The 17,434-nt window shown below is 35.8% G+C and carries 15 protein-coding genes, 3 tRNA genes and 2 pseudogenes; 13 read left to right on the forward strand and 7 right to left on the reverse strand.

Annotation, left to right across the window (positions count from 1 at the left end):
- Positions 1-83 precede the first annotated feature (83 nt).
- The 8 genes and pseudogenes from WGMM_RS02995 to ccmE all read left to right on the forward strand — a co-directional run bounded on the left by WGMM_RS02995 (position 84) and on the right by ccmE (position 7,244).
- Positions 84-674, forward strand: coding sequence for an NADH-quinone oxidoreductase subunit J (locus WGMM_RS02995; protein WP_038249902.1), 591 nt, complete (start codon positions 84-86; stop codon positions 672-674).
- On the forward strand, positions 665-973 hold the full coding sequence (gene nuoK / locus WGMM_RS03000; protein WP_019236815.1) for an NADH-quinone oxidoreductase subunit NuoK: 309 nt from the start codon (positions 665-667) through the stop codon (positions 971-973). The genes WGMM_RS02995 and nuoK overlap by 10 nt, the downstream gene beginning before the upstream one ends.
- Positions 974-977: 4 nt before the next feature.
- The gene (nuoL, locus tag WGMM_RS03005; RefSeq protein WP_038249872.1) at positions 978-2,834 is read left to right on the forward strand and encodes an NADH-quinone oxidoreductase subunit L; all 1,857 of its coding nucleotides are present in this window, start codon (positions 978-980) and stop codon (positions 2,832-2,834) included.
- A 3-nt stretch (positions 2,835-2,837) separates the two neighbouring features.
- The gene (locus WGMM_RS03010) at positions 2,838-4,295 is read left to right on the forward strand and encodes a complex I subunit 4 family protein (protein ID WP_038249877.1); all 1,458 of its coding nucleotides are present in this window, start codon (positions 2,838-2,840) and stop codon (positions 4,293-4,295) included.
- Positions 4,292-5,677, forward strand: coding sequence for an NADH-quinone oxidoreductase subunit N (locus tag WGMM_RS03015; RefSeq protein WP_038249882.1), 1,386 nt, complete (start codon positions 4,292-4,294; stop codon positions 5,675-5,677). Before WGMM_RS03010 ends, WGMM_RS03015 begins: the two co-directional genes overlap by 4 nt.
- A gap of 4 nt (positions 5,678-5,681) precedes the next feature.
- A pseudogene (locus tag WGMM_RS03020) lies at positions 5,682-6,725 on the forward strand (biotin--[acetyl-CoA-carboxylase] ligase).
- Complete coding sequence (locus WGMM_RS07510) at positions 6,722-6,859, forward strand: CcmD-like small membrane protein (RefSeq protein WP_458694881.1); 138 nt, start codon at positions 6,722-6,724, stop codon at positions 6,857-6,859. Before WGMM_RS03020 ends, WGMM_RS07510 begins: the two are co-directional and overlap by 4 nt.
- Positions 6,843-7,244 (forward strand): cytochrome c maturation protein CcmE, encoded by a 402-nt coding sequence (gene ccmE, locus WGMM_RS03025; protein ID WP_012673317.1) that lies wholly within the window; start codon positions 6,843-6,845, stop codon positions 7,242-7,244. The genes WGMM_RS07510 and ccmE overlap by 17 nt, the downstream gene beginning before the upstream one ends.
- A 65-nt stretch (positions 7,245-7,309) precedes the next feature.
- Here the strand turns inward: ccmE and WGMM_RS03030 are convergent, their stop codons facing one another.
- From WGMM_RS03030 to WGMM_RS03040, 3 genes are all read right to left on the reverse strand, one after another.
- Positions 7,310-7,753, reverse strand: a complete 444-nt coding sequence (locus WGMM_RS03030) for a hypothetical protein (RefSeq protein WP_038249888.1) — start codon at positions 7,751-7,753, stop codon at positions 7,310-7,312.
- A 43-nt stretch (positions 7,754-7,796) separates the two neighbouring features.
- Entirely contained in the window at positions 7,797-9,263 is a 1,467-nt protein-coding gene (locus WGMM_RS03035; protein ID WP_038249892.1) for a magnesium transporter MgtE N-terminal domain-containing protein, read from the reverse strand.
- 212 nt (positions 9,264-9,475) lie between these two features.
- A tRNA-Ala gene (locus tag WGMM_RS03040) sits at positions 9,476-9,551 on the reverse strand.
- Positions 9,552-9,892: 341 nt separating this feature from the next.
- Here WGMM_RS03040 and WGMM_RS03045 point away from each other — a divergent pair.
- Both WGMM_RS03045 and nuoF read left to right on the forward strand, forming a co-directional pair.
- A tRNA-Lys gene (locus tag WGMM_RS03045) sits at positions 9,893-9,965 on the forward strand.
- A gap of 19 nt (positions 9,966-9,984) precedes the next feature.
- Complete coding sequence (gene nuoF / locus WGMM_RS03050; protein WP_038249904.1) at positions 9,985-11,238, forward strand: NADH-quinone oxidoreductase subunit NuoF; 1,254 nt, start codon at positions 9,985-9,987, stop codon at positions 11,236-11,238.
- A gap of 28 nt (positions 11,239-11,266) precedes the next feature.
- On the opposite strand, the gene infC is transcribed toward nuoF, so the two are convergent.
- The 4 genes from infC to nuoI all read right to left on the reverse strand — a co-directional run bounded on the left by infC (position 11,267) and on the right by nuoI (position 14,509).
- Positions 11,267-11,785, reverse strand: a complete 519-nt coding sequence (infC, locus tag WGMM_RS03055) for a translation initiation factor IF-3 (protein ID WP_038249894.1) — start codon at positions 11,783-11,785, stop codon at positions 11,267-11,269.
- Positions 11,786-11,797: 12 nt separating this feature from the next.
- Positions 11,798-13,699, reverse strand: coding sequence for a threonine--tRNA ligase (gene thrS / locus WGMM_RS03060; RefSeq protein ID WP_038249896.1), 1,902 nt, complete (start codon positions 13,697-13,699; stop codon positions 11,798-11,800).
- Complete coding sequence (locus WGMM_RS06125) at positions 13,696-13,911, reverse strand: hypothetical protein (protein ID WP_128080206.1); 216 nt, start codon at positions 13,909-13,911, stop codon at positions 13,696-13,698. Before WGMM_RS06125 ends, thrS begins: the two co-directional genes overlap by 4 nt.
- A gap of 115 nt (positions 13,912-14,026) precedes the next feature.
- Positions 14,027-14,509, reverse strand: coding sequence for an NADH-quinone oxidoreductase subunit NuoI (gene nuoI / locus WGMM_RS03065; RefSeq protein WP_038249907.1), 483 nt, complete (start codon positions 14,507-14,509; stop codon positions 14,027-14,029).
- A 131-nt stretch (positions 14,510-14,640) separates the two neighbouring features.
- On the opposite strand from nuoI, the gene mnmE reads away from it, so the two are divergent.
- The 3 genes and pseudogenes from mnmE (at position 14,641) to WGMM_RS03080 (ending at position 17,288) form a co-directional block, all read left to right on the forward strand.
- Positions 14,641-15,969, forward strand: coding sequence for a tRNA uridine-5-carboxymethylaminomethyl(34) synthesis GTPase MnmE (gene mnmE, locus WGMM_RS03070; protein WP_038249899.1), 1,329 nt, complete (start codon positions 14,641-14,643; stop codon positions 15,967-15,969).
- A gap of 46 nt (positions 15,970-16,015) precedes the next feature.
- Positions 16,016-16,103: transfer RNA gene (locus WGMM_RS03075), tRNA-Ser, on the forward strand.
- Between the two features lie 168 nt (positions 16,104-16,271).
- Positions 16,272-17,288, forward strand: a pseudogene (locus tag WGMM_RS03080) (NAD(P)/FAD-dependent oxidoreductase).
- The last annotated feature ends 146 nt before the right edge of the window (positions 17,289-17,434 follow it).

The following is a 17,434-nucleotide window of genomic DNA, read 5'->3' on the forward strand; positions in this document are numbered from 1 at the left end:
TGTTTTCAAACGTTTAATATAATATTGACTTTACAACAATGTTTAACTTTAAATTAGTAACTATTGTTGCAGTTAAAGTATCAATGCCTTTTTTCTTTTATTTTTTTGCAATTCTAAGCATTTTATCTGCTGTATGCGTAATTAGTGTAAGAAATCCTGTGCATGCAGTATTATTTTTAATTTTCACCTTCGTTAACTCTGCAGTGCTTTTCATTCTCCTTGGAGCTGAATTCATTGCTATGATGGTGCTGATAGTATACATCGGTGCGGTTGCGGTGTTGTTTCTCTTTGTAGTTATGATGCTCGATGTTGACTACATAAGGTTGCGCCAGGGTTTTGCAAAGCATTTCACTCTTGGTGCTATGTTGTGTATTGTGTTTTTTTTGATTATCAGCTTTGTAATCCGCAGCTCAGCACCAAATATAAGCGATCTTATAAACTATAATACCAATAACGTGAAAGCTATCGGTAATTTGCTCTACACTGACTGCATGTACGCTTTTCATCTCTCTGGCATTCTGCTGCTTGTTGCAATTGTTGGTGCAATTGCTCTTACTTTGCAAGACAAGAAAAAAAAAGGAGTTAAAAAACAGAATGTATTAAAGCAATTGACACAATCTTCATCTGTAAAATTGATTAAGGCTAAATTTGGAAAAGGAGTAGAATGGAAATAGGATTAAATCACTTTTTGATAGTTGCTGCTATTTTGTTCACTATTGGGGTGTGCGGTATTTTCATCAACCGTAAGAGCATAATCAACATACTGTTATCAATAGAAATATTATTGCTGGCAATTAATATCAATCTAGTTGCTTTTTCTGCCTTTATGAATGATATAGTTGGGCAAATTTTTGTGATGTTTGTGTTGACTGTTGCGGCAGCAGAGTCAGGAGTTGGGCTTGCAATATTGGTTGTATATTATAGAAGCCGTGGCAATATAGACGTTGAACAAGCAAATTTAATGAAAGAATGAAAGTATGACGTATATACTGAAATTAATAGTATTTTTGCCACTTTTTGGTTCGCTATTTGCAGCACTTTTTAGAAAAGATGTTTTTGGTCAGTTAGTTACAACGGCAGGGATTGGAATATCTGCAGTTTTATCTTGGTATGTTTTTCTTACCTTCTCTGAAAACTATCATTTAGTTTTATTTCCTCTATTTTCATTAAGTGTATTAAAAGTAAATTGGGCAATTAGTGTGGATGCTCTCTCATCCTTAATGCTGATTGTTATTACCACTGTTTCACTGGTAGTACATCTCTACTCTGTCGGTTATATGGAGCATGATAAGGGGAAGTCGAGGTTTTTTTCTTACCTATCGCTATTTACGTTTTGCATGATTGTGCTGGTTGTAAGCGATAATTTCGTGCAGCTTTTTTTTGGCTGGGAAGGGGTTGGCCTATGTTCTTATTTACTCATAGGATTTTGGTTTCAAAAATATTCTGCAAATAATGCAGCAATTAAAGCATTTGTTGTGAATAGGGTAGGAGACTTTGCACTATTGATTGGAATCTTTCCTATTTATTATACATTTCACTCTTTGAATTTTACTGAAGTTTTTGACACAACTGATCTTCTTGGTACGCAGAACATTAGGGCATTCTGCTGTGAATTCAAAGTAACTCATATAATATGCATATTACTTTTTATTGGCTGTATGGGTAAATCTGCACAGCTTGGTTTACATGTTTGGTTGCCAGATGCAATGGAAGGGCCAACTCCTGTTTCTGCACTTATTCACGCAGCAACGATGGTAACAGCAGGTATATTTTTAGTAGCAAAGTGTTCTCCATTGTTTGAGTTATCAAATGTGGCACGAGAATTAATAGTTATCGTTGGAGCACTCACTGCTTTTTTTGCAGCCACCGTTGCAATTACTCAGAACGATATAAAGAAAATAATTGCTTATTCAACCTGCAGTCAACTTGGTTATATGTTCATGGCATGTGGGCTTTCTGCTTACAATGTTGCTATTTTTCATTTAATGACACACGCTTTTTTTAAAGCTCTACTATTTCTTGGTGCTGGCAATGTGATTCATGCAATGCATCATGAGCAAAACATTCAGAAAATGGGAAATTGCTGGAAGAAAATCCCTTGCACTTACGCTCTCATGTGGATTGGATCTCTTGCGCTTTCTGGGATATTCCCATTTGCAGGTTTTTATTCAAAGGATTTGATAATTGAACATGCTTATAGCACGGATAGCTTTGCTTTTGTAATAAGCTTAGTTGTTGCATTCTTCACAGCGTTTTACTCTTTGAGGTTGTTGCTTCTTGTGTTCCACAGCCAAAAACAAAGTAAAATTAATATACATGAGGCACCAAAGATTATGCTTATACCATTACTGATACTCGCTTTTGGATCAGTATTTTCTGGAATATGGGGAGCAAATATTTTGAACATAACTAGTAATGCGTTTTGGAAATCAAGTTTAGTGATGATTGATGAGCATGGAGTTTATAATTTCTTTATAAAACTACTGCCAACCTTAGCAAGCCTAAGTGGAATAGCACTTGCGTACCTAATTTACCAATATCAAGTAATTAGGCAAATTAAGAGTAAATTTTTACTTAAGTTTTTGCAGAATAAATGGTACTTTGATGAGGTGTATGAGTTTGTTATAATTGCGCCGATAAGGTTTATATCTAGGCTTCTATGGAAGTTTGATGTTAAGGCTATTGATTCGTTTGGGCCAAATGGTGTTGTAAGGTTGGTTAATGAATGTTCAAAAAGTTCTATAAAGTTACAAACTGGTTATGTATTTGATTATGCATTTATTATGTTTGTTACTCTAATAATCGGTGCTTTATATATTATTGGAATTAAATAGAAGGTGTTATTACTTAGTATATTCTTGCTTCCACTGATAGGAGCGTTGATTTTATCCTTAATCAGGATTAATCATCAATCTATACACTTAAGATTCCTTGCCCTATTTTTTGCTGTACTTCCATTTTTGCTTAGCATTGTAGCTTGTATAGAATTTGATTATAACAATGCGGACTTTCAGTTTGTCAGCCACCCAATTAGAAATGTTGGAATAGGGATAGATGGTATATCGTTGCTTTTCCTTCTGCTTACAACTTTCTTGTTTGTAATTTGTATACTCTACAACTGCAAAATGAGTTATACGACCCTAAAAGCCTATATGGCATTGTTTCTACTGCTTGAGAGTTTTGTAGTCGGTTTTTTCGTTTCACTGAATGCTATAAGCTTTTATGTGTTTTTTGAAGCTGTTTTAATACCAATGTTCTTTATTATTGGCATCTGGGGAGGAAAACACAGAGTATATGTAACGTTTAAGTTGTTTCTTTATACATTAACTGGCTCCTTATTATTTCTACTTGGGTTTGTTTACATCTATAACATTTTTGGAACGTTTATATACAAATATACAAATATACAAAAATTAGCTACATTAGTGCCAAGCCTTGATATTGAAGTGCAGTCATTGCTGTGGATTGCATTTTTTATTTCTTTTGCAATAAAAACACCTATGTTTCCATTTCACACTTGGCTTCCTGATGCGCATGTGCAATCACCAACTTCTGGATCTGTGATTTTAGTTGGCTTGCTTATTAAAATGGGAGGATATGGATTTTTAAGGTTTTCTATTTCAATGCTTCCTCAGGCAAGTTTGTATTTTTCCAATTTCGTTGTTGTGCTGAGCATTATTGCGGTGATATATGCTTCGCTAGTTGCGTTTGCTCAAGATGATATAAAGAAGTTAATAGCTTATTCTTCAATAGCACATATGGGGATCGTTACTGCTGGCCTCTTTTCATTTTGTGAGGAAGGAGTACTGGGTAGCACATTTCAAATGATTAGTCATGGCCTTATTTCTGCTGCTTTATTTTTGTGTGTTGGAATGCTATATACTCGAACTGGAACTTTGGAGATTGCAAAGTATTTTGGCATAGTAAACACAATGCCAAAATTTGGTTTTATGTTCATTTTATTTTCAATGGATTCAATATGGCTACCTGGAACATCTGGGTTCGCAGGTGAGTTTTTGGCTATGGTTGGAATGCTTAAGAGCATAGGGTTTTTTACAGGATTTATCGCACTTGGCACTATTTTAAGCGCAGTTTATATGCTGAATTTATGTAAGCAAATAATATGGGGGGTTAGCTATTCTAAATTATTAAATAACCGCTTGGATAGCATAGAATTTTCTGTCTTAATTCTGCTTGCAGTGTTTGTTATTTTGCTTGGATTCTATTCAACCTTTGCACTGAATTATTTGAAGCCATGTATGGCAAATTTGCTAGTCAAATATAATGCGCTATGAATTATATACAGATATTGCCGGAAACGTTCTCTATTATCTCCTCGTTCGTGTTGCTGCTGCTTGGGATTATATTTAACCGCCGAACTATCAACTTATTAGCACTTGGCTGCACAGTGGTAACTTTGATTATTTTAATTCTTTTGGCAGAAAACAATGAAATTTTTCTCTTTAATTCGTTGTTAAAACTCAATTTATATATCAGGTCAGCCCAAGGGTTAATTCTCAGCGCAGGAATTTTAATACTTTTGATGCTGAATTTATCAAAATATGACTATAAATATGAATTTTCAATACTGATTCTTTTTGCGCAATTTGGCATGATAACTTTGGTTTCAGCAAATAGTCTGATCTCTTTTTATTTAGCTTTTGAGTTGATGAGTATATCTTTGTATGTTCTTGCGAGCTTTAATAAAGATTCAGCTTATTCATGTGAAGCAGGAGTGAAATATTTTACACTTAGTGCACTATCTTCCTGCATTATGCTATATGGAATGTCGCTGCTTTATGGATATACAGGACAAGTCAATTTCTCTGAGCTCAGTTCATTCTTGCAAAACCATCAGATAACTTATGGAATAGTTTTTGGGTTAGTCTTTGTCCTAATTGGTTTGTGTTTCAAGCTTGCTATTGTTCCTTTTCATATGTGGGCTCCAGATGTCTATCAAGGTGCACCTACCATAGTAACTGCGTTTTTTTCTACAGCTCCAAAAGCTGCACTTGTAACATTTTTAATTCGATTGATGAATGAAGAGTTAGTAAATGTAAAAAGTTATGTTCAGCCTATTTTCTTATACGTTTCAGCATTGTCTGTGCTTATCTCAGCTTTTGGGGCCTTACGTCAGCAAAACTTAAAAAGGCTGCTTGCTTACAGTTCAATTGGTCACATTGGTTTTATATTTGCTTCACTTTCTATTTTTACACAAGCAGGAACAGATAGTGCCTTAATGTATCTGGTGATATATATCATCACAAGCATAGGGCTATTCTCATATCTCGTACAAATTGACGATGACGATTGTGATATTGCAAATTTATCTGGTATAGGGAAGAAACGCCCAATTGTAGCATTTCATCTTTCTGTGCTGTTACTCTCAATGTCGGGAATACCTCCACTTGTTGGGTTTTTCGCTAAATTTTTTATATTCAAAAGTTTAATAAATTCTGGCTTTATCAGCCTGTCCTTGATCCTTGTAATAGCGAGTGTGACATCATGCTACTATTATTTAAATATCATGAAAGTTATGTATTTTGATAAAGCTAGTGGTAATAAGGTTGCTTATTCTAAGGGTCTATTCATTATCACTTCAGTGGCTTCACTGATCAACCTCGTTCTTTTCTTGTATGTAGAAAATCTTTACTCACTCATTGAACTAAAGGGCTGACAAGGTGATCCCTGAGGGCTTTCATATTCATCATTACAAAGAAGTTTCAAGCACTAATAAAGAAGCGTTGGATTTAATTGATAAAGGAATATCAAATGAAACCGTTATTATTGCCGATAAACAAACAGAAGGCAGGGGGCGCACCGGAAAAAGTTGGGTTTCTCCAGAGGGTAATTTTTATGCGAGTTTGGTGATAAACCTCTTTAACGATTATCTGAATGAAAGCCAGCTTTCGGTGTCACTCCAGCGCGTGACGCTGGAATCTAGAAAAAAAGAAGAATGGTCAAGCACACAACTGTACAAACGTTGTGGTATTCCCACCAAGGATGATGTCATCCCAGTGCCCAGACACTGGGATCCAGAAAACTTAATTACAAATGGGCACATCAGGCAACTGTGTAATAAGAACTGGATTCCAGTGTCACGCACTGGAATGACACCACATACCACCTGCAAATTGCAATGATGGCATAGTTATGTGTCAAACACTGGGGAAAATACTGGGATGACAGAAAGAGGTTTAATGAATCAAGTTAGCAAATTAACAGAATTGACTTTTGTGACTGCTCTTGTTGTAGGGAATACTGTACTGTCATTTATGAATGATGGTAACATTCAATATAAATGGCCAAATGATGTCTTAGTTGATAGTAAAAAAATCAGTGGAATATTGCTTGAAAAAAGATGCAATTCGAATTGGCTTATTGTAGGAATTGGAATTAATGTCAATCATGCACCACTTCCAGGAACAACGTGTATTAGCAATTACGGTGAATCTGTGTCTAACATAGATCTATTAGAGAAATTAATAATAAATTTTAATAAGCTAAGAAAGCAATGGCTGTTTGATGGGTTTTATGCTATAAGAAAAATGTGGCTCACAAGAGCATTCAAGATGAACGAGCAAATCAGTGTAAAGTTAGCTTGCAAATTGTATGAAGGAATTTTTGCTGATATAGATGAAAGTGGTAAATTGGTGTTGCAGCAAAAGGATGAAAGCTTAATTTATTTTGATGCAGGTGAGTTATTTATTAACGATATATTATGAACACGTATGGGATTTTTGCTTACCTTATTAGTCTTACATTGATTACCGGAGAACTGATTCTTACCATTTCTTGCTATATTAAAAGTAAAAAAATTCTAGAAAGCCTGAAAGATAATAATGAAGAAGAAACATAAGCGATTACTTATAACTTCAGGAATTTTCTGCTTTTTAAGCTGCATAGTCTTTTTTATTTTAACAACGCTCAAAGAAAACATCTCATTTTTCTATACAGTAAGTGAGGCAATAGTTTTACAAAATAGTCAAAAACTAATCCGTGTTGGTGGAATGGTTGTTGAAAATAGCGTGATACGGAGCGAAAGTGAAGTAATTTTTCAAATGACAGATTTTAACAAAAGCGTTGTGGTAAAATATCAAGGGATACTTCCACCAATGTTTTCAGAAAAAAGTGGTGTTGTTGTGCAAGGTAAAATGTTTGATAATAGTACTTTTCTTGCAGATACAGTGTTTGCAAAACATGATGAGAACTATATGCCGAAAGTTTTAAAACAGATTCCCTAATTCAGCTACATTGAAATGATATGTGGAAAGGGTAACAACTTGATATCAGGCTATTACCTTTTTTATTAAAGCAATCCGTTCTCTTCACCAGTAATATGGAGTAAGGGAGGAGCTTCTCCAATATCTGGAATCGAATTCCTAAGATCTGCAAGTTCACTGTCTATACTACTTGTCTTGCTGCCTATACTATCTATGGTTGATGATAATTGTGTTATTATACCACTTTGAATTGCACTATCCATATTTTCGTCATACTTATTAATGCTGTTTATCAAGCCATCATAAACATTTTTAAGGTGCTTGATGGTCAATGTAATTTGTGGCATCTTATCAATCTCTTCTTGTGTCATATCTTTAGTTATATCAAATTCTTCCTTTGTTTTACCACTGACAATCTTCTTTATTACTGGCTTTTCAAAGCTTGGTTTATCAAACTTCGGCTTCGAAAGTTGTAATGTATTATTTGATTCAACTTCTTCACTAGAATATAATTTTATATTTTTATTCATAATAGTTACCTATAAAAAAACTACTTATCTTTATAAATCACTACTATACAAATAACAGTAAGTCATTATTAATGTCTACTATTGTAAACTCTGGAGCCTGTCTAATATCTGGCATATCGTCCTTGATTTGCTTGAGCATCTCAATCATTTCCTTGTTCTGTTTACTCTGCTCTTCAAGTTCCCCTTTTAATGCATCAATAATAGCTTTAGACTGATCTTTACTGCCAAGATCACCAATCACATCTGTCACTTTCTCATAAGGCAATTTGTGAATAATATCTTTTAGCTCTTCTGTACCTACGTTATCCAGAAGTTCTTTAAACTGCTCATTAGACATATTGCGAGCAAAAGCTTGAAGTTTCTCTGGGTTGTCAGCTAAAGACTTAATGATAATCTGAATCCTATTAGAATCAGTTAAATCCTGAGCAATTGCTTCAAGTATCTTAGGATCAAGCTTATTAACTAAGTCTTTCAGTTGGTCTTCTTGCAGACTATTTACTAAAGCTTTTAACTGATCACCTTCTAATTCTTTGGAGAGTATTGCCAAATGATGCTCAGCTAAGTCTTTTGCAAGCACTGTAAATTGCTCGTCATTTAAAGTTTGAATAAGTGCTTTGAACTGATCCAGTTTTAAGTGAGGTAAAATTTCTTTCACTTGCTCTGGATTTAAGTCTCTAACTAGAGCTTCAAGCTGAGCATCATTTAAAATAGGAACAATTATTTGTAACTTTTCTGGGTTTAGTTCCTGAGCAAGAGTTTGTAATTGGTGATTGGTTAGATGATCCACTAAAGCTTGGAGTTGTTCATCTGTTAAGTTCTTTGCCAAGGTCTGTAGTTGGCTTGAGCTCAGTTCAGGAATTATTTTTTGCACTTGCTCGTTACTAAGAGTGTTGGTAAGAGTTTTTAGTTGGTCGTCTGTTAGGCCCTGAATAAAAACTTTGGTAAACGTGCTTGATAGCAACAGTAGCACATCTCTTATATGTCTCTCACCGTAGTATAACATAATGTCTTGTAATACCTCATTGTCAGGTGAATCGATTATATTTCCTGCTTCGTCTGAAAAATAATATTTATTGTTGCCAGTATCTGAACGCTCTTCCGATCTATATTTGTATTCCAATTTTTTTGATTTAATAGAACTGCTACACATAGTTTTGAAAGGCTGCACAAGTTCTCTTGTATATGATAACTTAGCCAACTCATTACCGTAATATACAAATGTATGGTTGCTTTTTACATAATCTAAGTTAGAATCACTTTTATAATCTTTGGCTACCAGACTTTCTTCATTTTCTTCCTCCAGACATATGTAACTGTCTAGGCAAGAACTGCCGCAAAGTTTTATAGGTAATAAGCCTACATCGTTTTTATCATTCAGCGATACAAGCTCAACTTTTTTAATAGACATTGTAGGATCATAACCTTCAGGCCACTTTATCCTTGTGGTCGGGGTTTTTCTAAACACCTCTTTTCCAGGTATCATCTTAAAAACATGCTTTTTTCCACTCATGGGCGTTACCAATAAATTAATTGTTAGTATTCTAACATTTATTGATTAATTTATTGTTAAGTTAGTATATATTACAATTGTAATAACCAACGTTACTTGTGTAGAGAAAAGTTACGAAAAGAAATAGAGATTTTCAGGGAAATAGTATAAAATGCTCATAGATTAAAATAAGCTGCTTTGACAGGTTTTGTGGCGGCTAGAGCTGTATAGACTGGTGGAGGCAAGCGGGATCGAACCGCTGACCTTCTGCGTGCAAAACAGATGCTCTACCAGCTGAGCTATACCCCCAGGTAATTCTTGCTTAAAGCATAAATCACTCAGGCTGAGATGCAAGAAATATTTATCTATTAGGCTATTGCTAAATAGTGTACAAATTCTGCAGGGTGTACACACTTCTCTATTTTTTTGTCTCCTTAGCGTTATACGTCACACCATCCAAATAAATCTGTGAACTGAAAATTAACAAGAAGTTTTCCTTTGGAAATTTTTTTAAATTATTCATAGATTTTTTAACTAAATTATCACTAACGCAGTATATTATATAATTTATTTAACCACACATGAAAATTTTAGTTTAATTAAAACGGATAAAAACTGTATTGATGTTTAGTATAGCTGAAAAATGAAATGATCCCGTAGCTCAGCCGGTAGAGCAACTGACTTTTAATCAGTGGGTCACGCGTTCGAATCGCGTCGGGATCACTCACAAATTTTGAAAAACATGCTAAAAGAACAAGACAAAATATTCACCAACCTAAATGGTAAAGGAACTCCACTACTTGAGGGTGCAAAAAAACGTGGTGGCTGGCACAAAAAAAAGGAATTACTGGACTTAGGATCAGAAAAGATCATTGATGAAGTAAAGAAATCTGGTTTGAGAGGTCGAGGGGGTGCAGGATTTTCCACCGGCCTTAAGTGGAGCTTTATGCCCAAAAATCTCCCAAAAGCATATTTAGTAGTCAATGCAGATGAGTCAGAACCTGGTACATGTAAAGATAGAGATATATTGCGATATGAGCCACATAAGTTACTTGAGGGAATTCTCCTGGCCGGCAAAGCGGTCAGCGCATCAGTTGCGTATATTTATATCAGGGGTGAATTTTATAATGAATATTTAGTTCTAAAAAAAGCACTTGAGGAAGCCTATAAAGAAGGTTTAATTGGAAAAAATGCCTGCAAATCAGGTTATGATCTTGATGTGTTTATCCATAGGGGCGCAGGAGCTTACATATGTGGGGAAGAAACAGCTCAACTCGAATCAATTGAAGGAAAAAAGGGCTTTCCTCGCATGAAGCCTCCATTTCCCGCAGGTGTTGGACTTTTTGGCTGCCCAACCACAATAAACAACGTTGAAACTATAGCCATGGTTCCAGATATTCTAAATCGCGGAGGAGAATGGTTTACATCTCTTGGTAAACCAAATAATACTGGTACCAAGGTCTTTTGTATTTCAGGACATGTAAACAACCCGTGTAATGTTGAAGAAGAGCTCGGAATTCCATTACGTGAATTAATTGAAAAATACGCAGGTGGAGTGCGAGGAGGTTGGGATAATTTACTTGCTGTAATACCTGGTGGGTCTTCAGTGCCATTAATTCCAAAATCTATATGCGATACTATTGAAATGGATTTTGATTCATTAAGAACTGCACAATCAGGGCTTGGTACTGCTGCTGTAATAGTGATGGATAAATCAACTGATATAATAGCTGCAATAGAGAGGTTATCACACTTTTATATGCACGAGTCCTGTGGACAATGCACACCATGCCGTGAAGGTACCGGATGGATGTGGAGGATTATGAAGAGGATGGTGGCAGGAGATATTAAACCTGATGAAATAGATAAGCTGCTTGACCTTACAACTCAAATAGAAGGACATACAATTTGCGCGCTTGGCGATGCTGCAGCTTGGCCGATTCAAGGATTAATAAGACATTTTCGCCATGTTATCAAAGAGAGAGCGATAATTTAACTTTACTTATACTTCTTAAGCCGTTTTGCTACTTAGCAACCAGAGCTAAAAAATATTGATTCCCTTCTGTTTTAGGTGCCAATTCTACCTTTGCGATATCTTCAGTGTCTCGAATTAGCCGTTCTAATTTTTCCAGTCCAACTTCAGTGTTTATAAGCTCTCTCCCTCTAAATCTCATTGTGACTTTAATTTTATGTCCATGGACAAGTAAGTCTCTTGCTTGACGCAATTTTGTTTCGTAGTCGTGATCACCAATATTAGGACCCAGTTTAATTTCTTTTATAGTTAATGTTTTTTGTTTCTTTTTTGCTTCACTTGCTTTCTTTTTTATATCATACTTTTGCTTGCTATAATCCAGAATTTTACATACCGGAGGGGTTGAATCAGGTGCAATTTCCACCAAGTCTAAACCAACACCCTGTGCAAATTCCAAAGCTCGTTCTATTGGCACGATTCCGACCATTTCACCACTATGATCAACTAAGCGTACCTCCTTAGCTGTGATAAATCCATTAATTCTGTTTTTATTGTTCTTTTTAACTTGCAAACTTTAACTCCCTTAATTCAAATTAATACTTTTTAACAGCGATTCATTAGCCTTTTCCAAAGAAAAAGACCCCTGTCTTTCCGATCCTAAATTTCTTACTGACACAGTTTTACTTGTAACTTCATTTTTGCCTACAATCCACAATATAGGAACCTTGTTTGAACTATGCAAACGTATCTTATAACTAATTTTTTCATTGGTCAAATCAGTCTTGACTCTCACACCTTGTTCTTTTAAAACATTGCTAATTTCTGTGGCGTAACCGTCAGCCTCATTTGTAATGGTCAGAATAGCAAGTTGCGTTGGAGCAAGCCAAGCTGGAAATTTTCCTGCATAATTTTCTATCAAAATTCCAATAAAACGCTCAAAAGTTCCAAGAATTGCCCTATGTAACATGACAGGGTGATGCTTTTGTCCATCTGCTCCTATATAAAAAGCTCCCAGACGTTCTGGTAAAATGAAATCAACTTGTAATGTTCCACATTGCCAGCTTCTGCCTATTGCATCTTTCAAGACAAACTCTAACTTTGGACCATAAAACGCACCTTCACCAGGGTTAAGTTTATAACTCAAGCCTGCTTCTTTAACGGCTTCAAGCAGCGCTTTTTCAGCTCTATCCCACACTTCATCATTACCTGCTCTAATATCTGGACGGTCTGAAAATTTCACAGAAATTTCACTAAATCCAAGCTCTGAATATACTTCTTTTAAAAGGTCACAAAACTTTATAGTCTCAGAATTCACTTGTTCTTCCATACAAAAAATGTGTGCATCGTCTTGCGTAAAACCACGCACTCGCATCAGTCCGTGCAATGATCCTGAGCTTTCATTTCTATGGCATGTGCCAAACTCTGCCATACGTATTGGTAAATCACGGTAGCTCCTGGTGTAAGAATTAAAAATCTGCACATGACAAGGACAATTCATAGGTTTTATTGCTAACTTTTTATTCTCAGATTCGTCAACAATAAACATATTTTCACGAAACTTATCCCAATGTCCAGATCTTTCCCACAGCTCTTTACTTACTAAAATAGGAGTTTTTACCTCAAAATAGCCATTATTTATTAGCTTCTTTCTGATGTAAGACTCAAGAACATTATATAGAATATATCCTTGTTCATGCCAAAAAACCTGCCCAACAGCTTCCTCTTGGATGTGAAATAAATCTATATCCTTGGCAATTTTGCGGTGATCACGTTTCTCTGCTTCTTTGAGACACTCAAGATAAGCGTTTAATTCATCCTTATTTCTCCATGCTGTGCCATATATTCGCTGCAACATTGGGCCCTTTGCATCACCTCGCCAGTATGCACCCGCTACTTTCATAAGTTTAAACGCTTTAACTCTGCCGGTTGATGGTGAGTGCGGACCACGGCATAGGTCAACAAAATCACCTTGCCTATAAACAGTTAGGTTTTCACCCTCTGGTATGGATGAGATAATATCAACCTTATATTTTTCGCCTATACCACTAAAGAAATCAACTGACTGCTTGCGAGTCCAAACTTCTCGAACAAATCTGTGGTTACTTTTTACAATCCCTTTCATTTTCTTTTCTATTGCGGTAAGATCGTCCGTAGTGAAGGTACGACCTGTAGCAAAATCATAGTAAAAACCGTCCTGAATTGTTGGGCCGATAGTAATCTGAGTATTAGGAAATAGCTCTTTCACTGCCCCTGCCATTATTTGAGCAGCATCATGCCTTATTATATCTAAACCCGCTTCGTCACTCAGTTGTATCACCTCTATCTCTGCATCAGCTTCAATTTCACGTGAGAGATCATACAACTCACCATTTACCTTAAAGGCAATTGCTTCTTTCAAAATATCCGCTTGTAATATATCAAAGCCAGTAACTTTACCACTGTATTCTTTTACTTTTTGTTCGGCTGAAAAAGTAATCCTAATCATTTATCGACCCTTTTGTCTAACCCTCTCTTTGTCATCCCAGTGCGTGACACTGGGATCAATCTTATTTTTATAATGGAAATTAGTTTAACGTATGCTCCTAAAATCTGTTGTCCATTGCACAATTTGCAAATATTTTTATACCTGGACCCCAGTGTCAAGCACTGGGATGACACCTTTGTGTTTGAGGCAAAACAGGGTATAACATTTAACATACTGCCCTCGCAAACAAATGTTCGTACAGTTGTGTATCAGCTACTGGGATGACACTACCCCTAGTGGGCACTGCCCCTAAATCATAATGGATAAGAGGGTTATAAGCTCTGAACATTAATAATAAGGCCTATTCTTCTTTAACCTGAGTGCAATTGCGTCTTCCAAAACTTCACCATTACGCAATAACTTTTCTTTATTGTACATTAGCTCCTCTCTTGTTTCAGTAGCAAATTCAAAGTTAGGACCTTCAACAATTGCACCAACTGGACATGCCTCTTGGCAAAGTCCGCAGTATATGCATTTTGTCATATCAATATCATAGCGCGTGGTGCGGCGACTACCGTCTTCTCTTTCCTCTGCTTCAATAACTATTGCTTGAGCAGGGCAGATAACTTCACACAATTTACAAGCTATGCATCGTTCTTCACCGTTTGGATACCTACGCAACGCATGCTCACCACGAAACCTTGGACTTAAAGGGCCCTTCTCCATAGGATACCTCAAAGTAACCTTTGGCTTAAACATATATTTTAATGTAATAACAAATCCTTTAATTAACTCTACAAAAGACCAGTACCAAGCTAATTTCTTGAGCATAAAATATTTAAAACTTGTGTCAGTCATTATAAATCATATTATCAGTTTTCAAAATAAATATTTTCACCTGGGTGACTTTTTAGGTATTTTGGTTTCTTAAGTGTAATATTGCTAAGTAGTTTATACAAATAATGACAAACACAAATGAAACTATTTTCGCTTTATCGACCGTATTTGGTAAGTCAGGAGTTGCAGTAATCAGAATTTCAGGCAACTACGCGCTTAAAGCTTTAAATCATTTTCATATTAAGAAAGAAATTAAACCAAGATTTGCTACTTTAGTTGATTTATATGATGATTCCAGTCAATTGATAGATAATGGAATAATCATCTATTTCCCTGCTCCAAACAGTTTCACTGGCGAGGATGTTATAGAGCTACAAGTGCATGGAAGCAAGGCCGTCATAAAAATCATCTTGGAGGAATTATCAAAAATTTTCGTTATGGCCAGGCCTGGAGAATTCTCACTTAGGGCTTTTCTAAATGGTAAATTTGACTTAACGCAAATAGAAGGGATTGCAGACTTAATTGATGCTGAGACGAAAATGCAAGCTAAACAAGCGATTAAGCAGATATCTGGAGAATTGGAGAGACTATACAGCAATTGGAGGCAAAGATTAATAACGATACAATCCAAAATCGAAGCATATATAGACTTTCCAGAGGAAATTTGGGCAGAAAAAAGTGAATTGGAAAAAATTAATAATGAAGTGCAATCTCTCGTGCAGCTGATACAAGAGCATTTAAATGATAATAGACGGGGCGAAAGGTTGCGTGAGGGTTTGCATATTGTAATAACTGGTGAACCAAATGTTGGTAAATCAACTCTGTTTAATTTCTTAGCCAAGCGTGATATTGCTATTGTTTCTGAATATGCAGGCACAACAAGAGATATACTTGAAGCTCATATTGACATTGGCGGATACCCAATCATTCTCTCTGATACTGCTGGAATTCGTGAGAGTTCAGATCCAATAGAATTAGAAGGTATAAGTCGAGCGAAAAAAAGGTCTTTTGAAGCTGATTTAAGAATAGAACTATTTCCTTTTGAACAGCGTCATAATATCAATTGCAACGTTGTAAATAGCGATACTATTTATGTATTGAGCAAAGCTGACGATGTTATCAATAATCACAATATAAAAATTAATGGCATAGATCTTTTACCCATTTCTATTCTAAAGGAAATAGGTACAAACAAGTTGATCTCTCTCATAAAAGAGAGGGCAGAGGAAAAATTTGGGCATGATAGAGACACTCCTGTGATTACTCGGCAAAGACATAGGAATCACATGAAGAAAGCACTGGAACATTTACAACGTTTTAATATCGATAATCCAATTGAGTTGATATCTGAAGATTTGAGGCTTGCTGCATTTGAACTTGGTGCGGTGATTGGAATTATTGATGTTGAGGAAATATTGAGTAGTGTGTTTAGCAACTTTTGCGTGGGCAAGTAAAACTTTTATAGATTGCTTAAAATCAAATGTTGTGATAGAAAAAAATGGACGGATGGCCGAGCGGTTTAAGGCACCAGTCTTGAAAACTGACGTACGTGATGAGCGTACCATGGGTTCGAATCCCATTCCGTCCGCACAGCATCTCGCTATGCTAGCTGATTTTTAGAGCTTATTTGGACTATGTGGTTCATAACGCTGGAAATCTTGTCTAATCTAGCCACATCTTTTAAAAATACATCCCTTTGTAAATTGACCTTGTTAGCAAAGAAAGCTAATATCTATAAATAGATCACCATCTGAATATGAAAACCGATATAGTAATAATAGGTGCAGGACCTGTTGGAATGTTCACTGCTTTTCAAGCGGGAATGCTTGATATGAGATGTCATATAATAGATGTTTTGGATCAAGCAGGAGGACAATGCACAGCTCTTTACCCAGAAAAGCCAATATACGATATACCTGGTTATCCTGTAATTACTGCCCAAAAATTAATTGAGCATCTAATGGAGCAAGCTTCGCCATTTAAGCCTATTTACCATTTAAGTCAAAAAGTAGAAAAGATTTCAAATAACGAAGGTGAAAACTTTACTATCATAACGAGCATAGGTACAGAGGTAAAATGTAAGGCTGTTATTGTTGCTGCAGGTAATGGAATGTTTGAACCTAACCGTCCACCCTTAAGTGGTATATTAGAATATGAAAACGCCGTTATTTCATTAAAAATTGAAATGATTGGGTAAAGCACTAAATCGCTAAATACAGACATTTGCAAACACCGCACTGCGGCTGATTGGACTGTAGAACTTTCTAAAGTTGCAAAGAAAATTTATGTGATACATGGGAGAAAGAAATTTCGCTGCACTCCTGAAACTAGAAATAAATTAGAATCACTTGAAATTGATGGAAAAATAGAACTGGTAGTGCCATATCAATTACACGAACTAGCAGCAGGTAATGGGCAGTTGAGCGCAGTGATAGTAAAAAACATTGCCTCTAAGGAAGAAAAAGAAATATCCGCTGATTTTTTACTGCCATTTTTTGGACTGTCAATGAATCTTGATCCAATAAACAATTGGGGTATACAGTTAGAACATGGCCACATAGCTGTTGATCCGACTACCTTAAAAACCAGTAGAGATAGAATATATGCAATCGGAGATATAGCTACTTATTCAGGCAAACTAAAGTTAATATTAAGTGGTTTTGCCGAGAGTGCCATGGCTTGTTATGACATATACGCAGTAATCCACAACTCTCGATTCAATTTTCAATATTCAACTTCAAAGGGAATCCATAGAAAAGAAAAACTTACTTGACACCCTTCGCCAGCCTTCGCCCTTATCATGAAACTGAAGCTATTGTATTTGCTTTCGCCAATCTGCAGATTAAAAGGTAAGGATTACTTAATAAATCGGCGTCTTATGTTTAATTTTCTGTAGTATATAGATACCGTATGTCTTTA

The organism is Wolbachia endosymbiont of Glossina morsitans morsitans, from assembly GCF_000689175.1.
GTDB classification, from domain to species: domain Bacteria; phylum Pseudomonadota; class Alphaproteobacteria; order Rickettsiales; family Anaplasmataceae; genus Wolbachia; species Wolbachia pipientis.

Bases quoted from the DNA above. Each gene is read 5' to 3' on its own strand.
- WGMM_RS02995 (WP_038249902.1), top strand. From the start codon at position 84: ATGCCTTTTTTCTTTTATTTTTTTGCAATTCTAAGCATTTTATCTGCT.
- nuoK (WP_019236815.1), top strand. From the start codon at position 665: ATGGAAATAGGATTAAATCACTTTTTGATAGTTGCTGCTATTTTGTTC.
- nuoL (WP_038249872.1), top strand. From the start codon at position 978: ATGACGTATATACTGAAATTAATAGTATTTTTGCCACTTTTTGGTTCG.
- WGMM_RS03015 (WP_038249882.1), top strand. From the start codon at position 4,292: ATGAATTATATACAGATATTGCCGGAAACGTTCTCTATTATCTCCTCG.
- WGMM_RS07510 (WP_458694881.1), top strand. From the start codon at position 6,722: ATGAACACGTATGGGATTTTTGCTTACCTTATTAGTCTTACATTGATT.
- ccmE (WP_012673317.1), top strand. From the start codon at position 6,843: ATGAAGAAGAAACATAAGCGATTACTTATAACTTCAGGAATTTTCTGC.
- WGMM_RS03030 (WP_038249888.1), bottom strand. From the start codon at position 7,753: ATGAATAAAAATATAAAATTATATTCTAGTGAAGAAGTTGAATCAAAT.
- WGMM_RS03035 (WP_038249892.1), bottom strand. From the start codon at position 9,263: ATGAGTGGAAAAAAGCATGTTTTTAAGATGATACCTGGAAAAGAGGTG.
- nuoF (WP_038249904.1), top strand. From the start codon at position 9,985: ATGCTAAAAGAACAAGACAAAATATTCACCAACCTAAATGGTAAAGGA.
- thrS (WP_038249896.1), bottom strand. From the start codon at position 13,699: ATGATTAGGATTACTTTTTCAGCCGAACAAAAAGTAAAAGAATACAGT.
- WGMM_RS06125 (WP_128080206.1), bottom strand. From the start codon at position 13,911: ATGTTAAATGTTATACCCTGTTTTGCCTCAAACACAAAGGTGTCATCC.
- nuoI (WP_038249907.1), bottom strand. From the start codon at position 14,509: ATGCTCAAGAAATTAGCTTGGTACTGGTCTTTTGTAGAGTTAATTAAA.
- mnmE (WP_038249899.1), top strand. From the start codon at position 14,641: ATGACAAACACAAATGAAACTATTTTCGCTTTATCGACCGTATTTGGT.